11 protein-coding genes are annotated in these 12153 nt (G+C 59.3%); 3 read left to right on the top strand and 8 right to left on the bottom strand.

Annotation, left to right across the window (positions count from 1 at the left end; genetic code table 11):
- The gene (locus ACFWEM_RS05025) at positions 1-522 is read left to right on the top strand and encodes a MarR family winged helix-turn-helix transcriptional regulator (protein ID WP_007731333.1); all 522 of its coding nucleotides are present in this window, start codon (positions 1-3) and stop codon (positions 520-522) included.
- A 36-nt stretch (positions 523-558) separates the two neighbouring features.
- Here the strand turns inward: ACFWEM_RS05025 and lipA are convergent, their stop codons facing one another.
- The 8 genes from lipA to ACFWEM_RS04985 form a co-directional block, all read right to left on the bottom strand.
- Positions 559-1587 carry a lipoyl synthase gene (gene lipA / locus ACFWEM_RS05020; RefSeq protein WP_378531667.1) on the bottom strand — a complete coding sequence of 343 codons (1029 nt, stop codon included), beginning with the start codon at positions 1585-1587 and terminating at the stop codon, positions 559-561.
- 31 nt (positions 1588-1618) lie between these two features.
- Positions 1619-2659 carry a phosphotransferase family protein gene (locus tag ACFWEM_RS05015; RefSeq protein WP_378532747.1) on the bottom strand — a complete coding sequence of 347 codons (1041 nt, stop codon included), beginning with the start codon at positions 2657-2659 and terminating at the stop codon, positions 1619-1621.
- Between the two features lie 54 nt (positions 2660-2713).
- Positions 2714-3925 carry an acyl-CoA dehydrogenase family protein gene (locus tag ACFWEM_RS05010; protein ID WP_030538056.1) on the bottom strand — a complete coding sequence of 404 codons (1212 nt, stop codon included), beginning with the start codon at positions 3923-3925 and terminating at the stop codon, positions 2714-2716.
- 72 nt (positions 3926-3997) lie between these two features.
- Positions 3998-5035, bottom strand: a complete 1038-nt coding sequence (locus ACFWEM_RS05005) for a phosphotransferase family protein (RefSeq protein WP_378531665.1) — start codon at positions 5033-5035, stop codon at positions 3998-4000.
- A gap of 25 nt (positions 5036-5060) precedes the next feature.
- Positions 5061-6158 (bottom strand): alcohol dehydrogenase catalytic domain-containing protein, encoded by a 1098-nt coding sequence (locus ACFWEM_RS05000; protein WP_083056705.1) that lies wholly within the window; start codon positions 6156-6158, stop codon positions 5061-5063.
- Between the two features lie 25 nt (positions 6159-6183).
- On the bottom strand, positions 6184-7497 hold the full coding sequence (locus ACFWEM_RS04995) for a dihydrolipoamide acetyltransferase family protein (protein ID WP_030538054.1): 1314 nt from the start codon (positions 7495-7497) through the stop codon (positions 6184-6186).
- Positions 7498-7522: 25 nt separating this feature from the next.
- A complete protein-coding gene (locus ACFWEM_RS04990; RefSeq protein WP_007735418.1) occupies positions 7523-8545 on the bottom strand; it encodes an alpha-ketoacid dehydrogenase subunit beta in 1023 nt (340 codons plus the stop codon).
- Positions 8542-9525: a thiamine pyrophosphate-dependent dehydrogenase E1 component subunit alpha gene (locus ACFWEM_RS04985; RefSeq protein ID WP_378531662.1), complete on the bottom strand. Its 984-nt coding sequence runs from the start codon at positions 9523-9525 to the stop codon at positions 8542-8544. Before ACFWEM_RS04985 ends, ACFWEM_RS04990 begins: the two co-directional genes overlap by 4 nt.
- Before the next feature lie 235 nt (positions 9526-9760).
- Here ACFWEM_RS04985 and ACFWEM_RS04980 point away from each other — a divergent pair, with 235 nt between their 5' ends.
- Both ACFWEM_RS04980 and ACFWEM_RS04975 read left to right on the top strand, forming a co-directional pair.
- On the top strand, positions 9761-10396 hold the full coding sequence (locus tag ACFWEM_RS04980; protein ID WP_228232242.1) for a TetR/AcrR family transcriptional regulator: 636 nt from the start codon (positions 9761-9763) through the stop codon (positions 10394-10396).
- Between the two features lie 317 nt (positions 10397-10713).
- A complete protein-coding gene (locus tag ACFWEM_RS04975; RefSeq protein WP_007735413.1) occupies positions 10714-12129 on the top strand; it encodes an MFS transporter in 1416 nt (471 codons plus the stop codon).
- The last annotated feature ends 24 nt before the right edge of the window (positions 12130-12153 follow it).

Here is a 12153-nt window from a genome sequence, read left to right as displayed (position 1 = left end):
GTGAACGAACCAACACTCCGCTCCCGTACCTGCAACCTCTGGGCCGAAAACAATCCCGACCTCGACACCTCGCCCATGGAAGTAGTCGCGCAACTCAAACGGATTACGGCGCTTCTCGAACTAGCAGTCGAACCGGTATACCAAACCGCGGATCTCACCGTGTCGGAAGTGGAACTGCTTGTGCCACTGCGATACGCCGAGGAACCGGTCACCGCGATTCGTCTCGCCGAACGCCTCGGTATGTCTCGGGCCGGGGTCAGCAAGGCACTCGCGCGACTCGAGAAGCGAGGACTCGTCTCCCGCACAAGCAATCCCGAAGACAGGCGATCTGCACTGATCACGATGACGGTCCAGGGAAACGCTGTCGTCGACGACGTCTTTCCTCGCGAACTCGCCGCTCACGGTGAATTGTTCACCCAACTCGGCCGGGACCGGGGGAAGGTCCTTGCCGCACTCGAGCGACTGGCAGTATCCATGGAAAGTGGGCTCGATCGGATGAGCGATGCCCGTTCGCGTACCTGAGTCGCCCAATTCCTGTATCGAACTGACGTCGGCGCACTAGATATCGACGACGAGGCGTGCGATGAGTGAGCTGGCCTCCTGGGAAGCGTCTCCGCCCTCGGTCAGATGACGCTGCGCCTCGGGAAGTTCGCGGCCGTGATGTGCCATGGCCTGCGCATACAGGCGGCCGGCGCGGTACGACGAGCGAACCAACGGACCGGCCATGACGCCGGCGAAGCCCATCTCTTTTGCAGCCTTCGAGTGTGCGACGAACTCCTCGGGCTTGACCCACCGCTCGACGGGGTGGTGCCGCGGTGAGGGGCGCAGGTACTGGGTGATGGTGAGGATGTCGCAGCCGGCGGCGTGGAGATCGGCCATCGCCTCGGTGACTTCTTCCGGGGTTTCGCCCATGCCGAGGATCAGGTTGGACTTGGTGACCAGTCCGTACTCTCGTGCCGCAGTGATGACGTCGAGGCTGCGCTGGTACCGGAATGCTGGACGGATCCGCTTGAAGATGCGGGGAACGGTCTCGAGGTTGTGTGCGAGTACCTCGGGACGTGAGGCGAAGACCTCGTCGAGCAGTTCAGGCTTGCCGCCAAAGTCCGGAACCAGGTTCTCGACGCCGGTGCCCGGGTTGAGTTCGTGGATCTTGCGGACGGTCTCGGCGTAGAGCCAGGCGCCGCCGTCGGGGAGGTCGTCGCGGGCGACGCCGGTGATCGTGGAGTACCGAAGTCCCATGGCCTGAACGCTTTCCGCGACGCGACGGGGCTCGTCGCGGTCGAGGGCTTCGGGCTTGCCGGTGTCGATCTGGCAGAAGTCGCAGCGGCGTGTGCACTGCTCGCCGCCGATCAGGAACGTGGCTTCGCGGTCTTCCCAGCACTCGTAGGTGTTGGGGCAGCCCGCTTCCTCGCAGACGGTGTGCAAACCTTCACGCTTGACCAGGCCCTCGAGCTCCGTGTACTCGGGGCCCATCTTTGCTCGGGTCTTGATCCAGTTGGGTTTGCGTTCGATGGGCGTCTCCGCGTTTCGGATCTCGAGACGGAGCAGCTTACGCCCCTCCCCGGTGGTTCGATTGTCGTGCGTCACGACTTTCCTCCAAGCATTCGTTGGGTCTCTGTCATCGCGTGAGCACAAAGGATGCGGCAAGGTGACTGCCTTCCAAGGCTGCAACTGCGCGGGTGATCAATGGTGTCACCAAGGCCGACACATCGCCGAATCTATTTGTGCTCGAGAGCCATTCGCGTCTCTCATCGCACAGTTCGAGCACACGTGCAGCAACCTCGAGAAACCCCACCGAGTAGAACCACGGCAACACGCGTGTATCGACATCGAAGGTAACTGACCTTCGATACCGGGACAACAACTGCTCGAATGCCGGGTATCCGAAATGAACTGAAGGGCAACCCGATACAACGCTGGGAATTCCTCTCAAACCTGCCCAGAAAACGTAAGCGATACCAACGTCCAACAGCGGGTCACCGAAACCTACTCGACGCCAATCTGTCACTGCGCGCAATAGTGGGGAGTCGGCGAGGTCGAAAATCATTCGATCCAGACGATATTCGCCGTGGAGCAAGCAGGGCTTCTGCGGCGCCGGCACCGATCGCGCGAGGGAATCGAGGAGCGCGTTCAACGCAGGCCTCACACTCAATTCGTGCCGAGCGAGCCTTATTCCAATCTCGGACAAGTAGTTGTGCAGTTCCCCGCACATCCCGGGGAGAGCACTCACACCGTTGAGGCCGACTTCGAGCGAATGAATCCCGGCAAGCGTGTCGGCAAATGAGTTCGCTACCAGGCTTCTCGCGCCGATCTCGACGTCGGCTAACTGAATGTCGGTCCGGAGAGATGATCCATGCACCCGTCGAGAGACGACCAATCCAGAGACTTCGTCCCGGTAGACAAGGAGAGGTACTGGAATGCTGCTCTTTTCGAGCATGTGCAGCGCAGTGGCCTCCGCTCGAATTCCTCGTGTTCCAAGACTGTCATCACTGCTCGACGAACAGCGCAAGATCCATGCTCCTTCACCGCTGGTCAAGGAGTAGGCCTGACCCGGCGGCGAACTGGAAACCTTGTTAGCACTGAATCGCGAGTACCGATCCAACTCGCCACAGTCGATCAGACGCCGTCGAATCTCACCGATATCGAATGGGAGTTGCATTCCCACCAGTTATCCCCATTCGGCATCGATTCGTCATTCGTGAAACCCGGACCGCTATCGATGAAGGCGCAATTCTCGTGACGCGACGACCATCCGATGAACCTCGTCAGCGCCGTCGATGAAACGCATGGTCCGAGCCTGCGCCCACAACATCGCCAGCGGATAGTCTTGCGTCATTCCGCCGGCGCCGTGCACTTGAATTGCCTTGTCGATCACCCAACCCACAGCATCCGGGGCAGCCACCTTGATAGCCGAAATTTCCGTACGCGCCTCACGCGCCCCAACTGTGTCGATCAACCACGCAGTCCGCAGAACGAACAACCGCAACTGATCGATCTTCACACGGGACTGCGCAATCCAATGCTGAATGATCCCCTGATCCGCCAAAGACCTACCAAAGGCCTCACGCTCGTTCGCCCGGCGGCACATCAACTCGATCGCACGCTCTGCCATCCCGATCATGCGCATGCAGTGATGAATGCGCCCCGGACCAAGCCTGGCCTGCGCCAACGCTTGCCCCCGACCACGCTCGCCGAGCATGTGGTCCTTGGGAACAAGCACGTCCTCGAAATGCACCTCCGCGTGACCGCCATGGGCACCGTGAGTGAAGCCGAACATCTTCAGCCCCCGGACAATACGCACGCCGGGAGTCTCACGCGGAATCAGAACCAAACTGTGGCGCGACCGCGGATCCGCATCAGGATCTGACACCCCCATCACGATCAACAACGCACAATCGCTGCTCATCGCGCCGGTCGACCACCACTTACGTCCATTGATCCTCCAACAATCACCCTCATCAGTGATTGAGCAGGTCAAGTTCGCGGGATCAGACGACGACACATCCGGCTCCGTCATGCAATACGCCGACCTGATGTCACCGTTCAACAACGGATCGAGCCACCGATGTTTCTGCGCCTCAGTCCCGAACAGCGTCAGCAACTCCATGTTCCCGGTATCGGGCGGGTTGCAGTTGAACGCTTCCGGCGCAACCTCAGGACTCCAACCCGTTACCTCGGCCAACGGTGCGTACTGCAGATTCGACAGTCCCGCACCACGCGGATCGTGCGGAAGAAACAAATTCCACAACCCCCGCGCCTTCGCGTGTTCCTTCAGCTCCGCCATCACCGCCGGACGCTCCCACTGCCGATCCCCAGCTTCCGGGTTGTCGTGGAAGAAATGCTCTGCAGGAAAAACGAACTCGTCCATGAATGCCGACGCGAGTTCCTTCAAATCAATAGTCTTCGCGTCGAACTCGAAGTCCATGTCACACACCTTCACCCTTCGTGGGCCGAGTACGACCGAGATCAGAAATTACTGTTTCACAACAATTTTCGGCTACGCAAGTGCCGAGAGCCCGCGCTCTGCCAAAGGAACGACCATCGAGCCGATGTCCTCGAAACCGTCGCCGACTGTTTCCCCATTGACGAAGCGAAGATGGATGCCTTCCAGAATCACTGCCATCTTGTAGAATGCGAAGCTCGAATACCACTGCAGCGCATCGGTATCGAACCCGGCGCCTAGGGAATATCTTTCGACAAGGTCGTCGAACGAGGGGAAACCCTCATGCGCAGAAGGCGTCCCGGCAATCGGATTATCGATACCCGCCCATCCCGACCAGAACAGATGGACTAAACCCAAGTCTGTCAACGGATCACCCAGTGTTGACATCTCCCAATCCAGCACTCCGACAATGTCCGACGGGGCACCTAACCGAACAATCATGTTGTCGAATCGAAAGTCGCCGTGAACGATCGAGGTTGCAGACTGCCCCGGAATCGACGACGCGACCCGCGCCCCCAGTTTTTCCAACATCGGAAGATCGCGGGACTTCGACGACGCCAACTGCTTGCTCCATCGCCGTACCTGGCGCTCGAGGTAACCCTCCGGCCTACCGAAACCAGACAAACCCAGGCTACGAAAGTCTTGCGTGTGCAGTGCAGCCAGGCAATCGACGTAGCGATGCGCCAACTCGGAGCGATTGCCCTCGTCCACGGAAGCGAAGTCGTCATCGGTTCGCAACACCTGACCTTCGATCTTGTCCATGACGTAGAAACTTCCACCCGATGTAGCGTCGAACTCCTCGGAGAACACGATCCGCGGAACCGGGACAGTGCTTTCCGCGAGGGCTCGCTGAACGGTCACTTCCCGACCCATGTCGTGAGCAGTCTCCAGACGGTGACCGATCGGCGGACGACGCAGAATCCATCTTCTCGACTTACTCGCCAACTCGAACGTCAGGTTGGATCGACCGCCTGCCAATAGTCGCACAGTCAGTTCCTCGCCCGTACCCAACTCGCCCATCTCGACCAACCTGGACCGAACCAAGTCGGCGTTGAACTGCTCGCTCTCCGCTATTGATTCAACCTCATTCATTACAACGTCCTCATCCCATAGTCCGTTACTCGACGCCACAACGCACCACACCCGCACCGGCGGGCAGGTCGGGCCGAACCAAAACCTTCACGTGCTCTATCTCGTCACCCGCGGCCGGGCGCAGCGCAGAGAACACCTCACTCACCGCATCCAGCCCGGCAAAGCCCGTGACCATCAATCCCGGATCGAAACGACGCTCCACGATATGTTCGAAAGTTCGGGAAAACGCTTGGTACGTATGTTCTCCACGCCCCGGACCACCCACGAATTCCAAACTCACATTCTTGAGAATCCCGATTACGGGTCGAATCGACTCGTGCTCCATTGCCGATCCGACAATCACAATGCGTGTGAACGGTGGAACGACAGACATCAAGGAACCCAGTAGATTCCGCGCTCCGGATGCTTCGAAGACAAATACTTCGGTATCTGCCGGAATCATTCCTGCAAGTGTGCTCAGTGGATCCGAGTGCCTCGGATCGACTGCCACATCGGCCCCGTACGCCAAAGCCACAGTTCGTCGAAGTTCCGAAGGGTCGGATACGACGATGGGGTGAACGCCACGTTGCGCCAATTCGATGACTGCGCCGAGTCCCACAGGCCCGCAACCGGTCACCACTGCGGCGGCGCCGGCAACGATTCGTGAACGCAGCACGGCGTTAACACCAGTAGCGAGAGGTTCGGTCACTGCAGCGGTAACCGGATCCACGTCCGGAGGGATGTGCAGGTGCCCTCCAGCCTGGATAACAACCCTTTCAGCCAGCCCTCCCGGCTTCGAATTGCAGTATCCGACTGTATGAGTCAATCCATCGTCGTCAACGACCCACGGCAGAACCACCAGACGGTCACCGACTGCGTAGTCGACCACTCCGGTTCCCAACTCGGTCACCGTTGCAGTGAACTCGTGTCCGAATACAACATCGTGCGCCGGATCGAACAGCGCTCCCGGCACGTCCGCCTCACGATGCGCAGCCAGGAAATCATCGGTGTGCTGCCAGGCCGAAAGATCACTGCCGCAGATCCCGGTGGCTATCGGCTCCACCAGAAGCTGATTCGGTCCCGGTGACGGCTCCGGAATGTCGGCAAGTATGACGTCTCCACCTCGAAGCACTGCTGCCCTCATCTGATGTCCTCACGTCGAGAAGTGCCTACGATTTTGTCGGCCATTGTTCGAGATACTTCTGTACGGACATCAGCGTGCGCAAGGCTTCGGCGCCGTCGAATGCCCTGTGGTCGAAGGTCAATCCGAGTCGTGCAATGGGCCTGATGGTGAGGAGCTCGGATTCACCGTCGACGCTCTTTCGCGCGACGGGGGTACGCACGATGGCTGGGAGACCGATCGAGGCAACTTGCGGACGAGTCAGGATCGGAGTCGAGACCACGCCGCCGACACTTCCCGAGTTGCTGATCGTAATTGTTCCGCCCGAAAGATCCTCCGGCTGCGCGGAACCCGAGAGTATCGCACTACTGGTCGCGACTATTGCGTCCGACAGTGCCTCCAGTTCGAGATTCTGCGCATCACGTATGACGGGGACGATCAGTCCGTCCGGAGTGTCCACGGCAATTCCCAGGTTGACAGTGTTCCATCGCACGAGGTGCTTGTCCGTGAACGTGGCATTGGCATCCGGGTGGTCTGCGAGCGCCCGGCACAGTGCGTGACCGACAAAGGGAAGGAAACTGAGTTTCCCTTCACCTCGAGCTGATCTCTCACGGTTGATCTTCGCTCGGGCTACTGAGACCGCAGTGAAATCGACATCAACCTGCGCCGTCAATTGAGGAGCCGTATTCCACGATTCTGTCAGATTCTTGGCGATTGCCCTACGCAGGCGAGTGTGTTCGATAGCCGTGTAGGTCACCGCCTCGTATCCGGCGGGAATCGCCACGGTGTCAGCATCTTCCGGTACTCGATCCCTGGCTCCCGGCAAGAATTCGCTCTTGCTCTCCAGCGACATATCAGTCGAGCCCGAATCGAGGCGGAGGCGTCGACTTCCTTCGGGCGGACGATTGACCGGAGAGAACCACGACGCAGCCAACACCAGTGAATCGTTGGGTGGGCGAGAACCCTCGGCGGCGACTGTCGGGGCCGCGCTCTCGAGAGCCCGATCCGGCGAAATCGGGAACGGACCCGCGATCGGACCCGATGTCGGCGCCGCCGGCGCGACATCTTCACCGACTGCATCTTCACCGGCAATGGCTTGCGCGACGGCTACCGGGTCGGCGTCGAGTGAGGCAAATCGAGCAATGACGTCACCGACAGGAACCTCCTGATCCACTGCGGCAACGTAGCTGATGAGGATTCCCGAAGTTGGCGAGTCGACTTCGGTGTCGACCTTGTCGGTCGACACCTCACAAAGCGGATCGCCCTCGGCGACCCTGTCCCCAGGCTTGAGCAGCCATTCGGTGAGCAACGCGAATTCCACCGACCCCATGTGGGGCATGTGGACGTCGAATAGTGTGAGCATGGTGAATGTCCTCGTAGTCGAGTAATTAGTCGCGAACCAGGTGACGGGCCGTCTCGATGATGTCGGAAACACTTGGGAAGCAATGATCTTCGAGGAACCGACTCGCCGGAATAGGCGCATCCACAGAACCGAGACGCGCGATCGGAGCGTGGAGCCAGTAGAAGCAACGCTCCTGGATGAGCGCAGCGATCTCGGCGCCAGGACCAGCGGTTCTCGGCGCCTCGTGAACGATCATCGCCCGCCCGGTCCGCATCACCGACGCGATGATCGTGTCGTGGTCCAGCGGAACCAGCGTCTGCAGGTCGACAACCTCGAGTTCGATACCCTCCGCAGCCAGCACGAGTGCTGCTTCGAGCGAGCGAGGCACCATACATCCATAGCTGATGACGGTCACTGTGTCGCCACGCCGTGGAATCGATGCTTTACCCAAGGGCATTACGTACTCGGGATCGGTGAATACCTCACCCCGTTTGAAGTTGAGCTGCTTGCTCGGGTAGTACAGAACAGGATTTGGGTCCCGGATTGCGGCCTTGAGTAGGGCTTTCGCGTTGGCAGGATTGGACGGGACAACTGCTTTGAGTCCCGGAAAATGCATCGGTAGCATCTCCATCGAACCCGAATGTTCTGGTCCTGCACCACCGCTCGGCCCGATCGGCATGATGATCACAGCGGGAAGTTCGAATTGACCACCGTGCATATGGCGCCACTTACCCAGTTTCTGAAAGATCTCGTCCCCGGCGATCAAACTGAAGTCTGCAAACCCCAACTGTACGATCGGACGCATTCCGGTCATGGCCGCCCCGGCAGCTGCACCCACCATGAATGCTTCGGTGATTCCGGTGTTTCGGATCCTGTCCAGGCCGAATTCCTCTACCAGGCCTCGGGTTCCGCCGAAGAAGCCGCCTGAGGCAATGTCCTGCCCCATGAGAAACACCGAGGGGTCACGGCGCATCTCTTCGGCAATCGCCGCACCCTGTGCGGCCTCGTAGCTTTGCACCGTAGTTTCCGGAGCCGTGCGGTTGACAGACGTGTCGTCAGTGATAGTCATGCAAAAACGTCCTTCATGATAACGGAGGGGTCAGGCAAAGGAGCGGCTTCTGCCTCGGCGAGCGCTTCGGCAACTTCCGCACGCGCTGCGGCGACGATCTGGTCGGCCAGCAAAGCATCGAGTCGAGAACGCATGATGTCCAACGGATCTCGGTACGTCGACAGGAAGTCTTCCGGGCGATACTTCTGCGCGTCACCTTCCCAGTGTCCACCGACACGGGTGACGACTGCCTCGATCAACGACGGCCCCTGACCATCGCGCGCTCGATCAATCGCAGCCTTTGTCGCATGGTAGACAGCGACGGCGTCATGACCATCGACGCGAACGCCGGGAATCCCGTATGCAGTCGCGCGTTCGGCGATAGTGCGTGTCGGACTCACAGATTCAAATGTGGTGGTTACCGAGATTCCATTGTTCTCACAGAAGTAGACCAGCGGTAGTTTCCACCGCGATGCCTCGAGAAGAGTTTCATGGAAGGTGCCACGTGCCGCCGTCCCGTCGCCGAAGTCCGCCAGCGCAACTTGCCCAGTGCCTCTCATTTGCGCCGACAATGCCGCGCCTGCTGCCACCGGATACACCGAACCCAGCGTCGCACCCTCCCCCATGATTCCCAGCGCCGGATCAGCCCAGTGAGGAACGCCGGCACCCTTTCCGCCGGTAGAACCTGTCACTTTTCCAAGCAGGTCACCGATGATCGGCCCCATCGTCATCCCTTTGGCAAGCGGCCATGTGGCTCCTCTTCCCTGATAGAACAGATAGTCGTCGTCTCGCATCGCTGCCACCGCTCCAGCGACAGCACCTTCCTGCCCTTTGCCCGGATGCCAAAATCCGGCAAATCCGTGGTCCCGGATGTGAATCTGCACCGCGTCCTCGATCGCACGCGCACGGGCCATGACGGTGAAAATGTCGATCGCCAACCGTGGGTCGAGTGACTCCGGTTCCACTACTTCGGTCAGCTGTTCGCTTGTGTGCGTGGCCATTCCGATCTCCTTCTGACAGTCCGACATGCAAGTACGAGGTTCGCGCCTTTGACAACCCGGCATCGATTGCCATTCGTGTGGCTGCTGTCACATCACCCTATGTGGATCAAGTGATTCAATCAAGTGCATTCTCTAAATCGCCTGAGATCTACTCAGACATCACCGGGTCAGCAGGCCGGAAATCAGGCCGCGACATCGCGATATGATGGGGTCAACAAACCGAAAGGTTGCGGAAATGCCACGATCCAGTCCACGCGACGGCGCAGCAACTCGCCGTGCTCTGATCGACTCAGCGGCAAAGCTGTTCGCAGCAGAGGGAGTCGAGGCCGTCTCGATTCGAGCGATCAATGCCGAAGCCGGATTGGGAGCAGCATCCGCGCACTATCATTTCGGATCCAAGGACGCGATCCTCGACGCCGTCCTCCTCGACTCCGGCGCCGAAGTACTCGCACACATTCATCGCCTGGCCAAGAACATGGTCGATTCCGACACCGTTCCGACAGCGAGGCAGATCGTCGATCTCCTGGCACTGCCGTATCGCCAGTTCCTCGATCAGGAACCTGACAAAGGTGTTCGGTGGCTGACTATTTGTGGACAACTCAGCCTCGCCAACGATCCTCGGCTATTCCCCGTCAAGGACGACACAGCAGAGTTGCTGCGCAAACTACTCGAACGCGCCTACCCCGCAGCCGACGACACCGCGATCGAACTGAACTGGTCACTCACCGTGAACACGCTGATCGTGATGGCGGCACGATGGTCGGACGCAAGCATCGAGGGATCTCGCGCGCTGTCCAACGGTCGATTCGACACACTGGCGGATTTTGTCGCAGGCGGACTCGAGTCACTCATGGATCCAACCCGGACCTAGCTTTGCGGATGGATCTTCCCAGGTAGGGTTGCGGATCCACCATCCACAGAACGCGCCGTCTCCGTGCGCGCTTTTGCAATTTTCTTGGGAAAAATTTAGTGGATCACTTGACAGAATCAATCGATCCATTTTACTGTGCCTCACATCACAAAATGCTTCAGTGGGTCTGCACACTCGCCGCGCCGACTGTCCCGCTCACTGCCCCGTCTTCCCGTCAGAAAGATGCAGGAGCCACGATGACCGCTCCATCCACGGATAATCCTTCCTCGACTCCATCGGAATCTTCCTCCGCAAACCCCACTCTCGCGATAGAAGGCGTGGGAAATCGATCAACCGCCGGCTGGGTCGGAATCCTCCTGATCCTCTGCCTTCTGTCCGAAGAAGTCGCATACGCGTTCAATCTGGTGACGCCCGCACTCCCCAGCATGGCTGGTTCATTCGAGACCTCGAACATCGCCTGGGTGTCAACACTGTTCACACTCTCCGGCGCTATCAGCGCACCGTTGATCGGCAAGCTCGCAGATCGAGACGGTAAGAAGAAATGGCTTCTGATCGCAACCGCCTGCATGGCAACAGGCTCGCTGATCGTCGCAATCGCGCCGACCTTCTCCGTAGTACTAGTCGGTCGTACCGTCGAAGGACTCGGTCTTGCAATCGTGCCGATAACCTACTCGCTGATGCGCGACATCTTCCCGAAGCGCATGCTGGCGATGGCGGTCAGCATGACAACCGCTGGAATTGGTGTCACCACGATCACCGGTCCTGTCATTGCCGGAGTTTTGATCGATAATTTCGGCTTCCGCGGAGTGTTCTTCGCATTGGCGCTCTTCCCTGTGCTCCTGGGCGCCTTGGTAATGCTCGTTGTTCCCGAGTCCCCGATCCGAGTGAAAACGTCCATCGACTGGGTTGGTGGGATCATGCTCGGGCTCTCGATCGCACTCCTCCTGTACTGCATCGGCGAAGGCGGAACGTGGGGCTGGACGTCGTGGAAGACACTTCTCTGCGCCATCGCCGCGGTGGCAATTTTCATCGGATGGGCTCGATACGAAAAGCGAATCGAGAACCCACTGATTGACATTGCGGTGCTGCGCGGTCGCGCTGTCGTGACGACACTGGTCGCGCAATTTACCGGCCAGGCCGTCATCGTTCTCCAATTCGTCCTATTGTCTTTCATCGTTCAGACACCTATCGCCCTCGGCGTTACCTACGGGTTGGGGGAAAGCGCAAGCTACATGGCGCGGTTGACCACACCGGCCGGCGTGGCCACCGTCGCAATGGGGTTGCTTGTCGGCATAATCGCAGAACGTCGGGGCGCACGCCTGCCGAACTGGATCGGCTTCGCCTTGATGGCGATCGGCTCCGCATCACTCGCCCTCTCCCACAAGGAATTCTGGCCGATACTGTTGGGATACTTGGTATATGCATTCGGGGCCGGTCTGATCAGTGCGGCAATACCCAACCTGGTGATCGCCGCCGCGCCGGTTCGACTGCAGGCCGTCACAGCCTCGACGGTCAATGTGGTGGGATCCGTCGGCAGTGCTGTTGCTGTACAGATTGGTTTTGCCATCCTCGCCCTGAACATTGCAACGGTTGCCGACGGAACGCCTATTTACGCTGGAATTGGCTACACAACAGTCTATTTCGTTGCAGCAGGTCTGGCGATAGTCGGACTCGCCGCGACTCTCCTCATGCCGCACGGCCGAAAGCCCCAGTCTGTGGAAGCACTGACCTGATCTGAATCGACTACCTGAGAATTA

It is taken from the genome of Rhodococcus sp. NPDC060176, from assembly GCF_042728675.1.
In the GTDB taxonomy this organism is placed as follows: Bacteria; Actinomycetota; Actinomycetes; order Mycobacteriales; family Mycobacteriaceae; genus Rhodococcus_F.
Note: the sequence above shows the minus strand (reverse complement) of the source record. Positions and strands in the feature narration are given on the sequence as shown.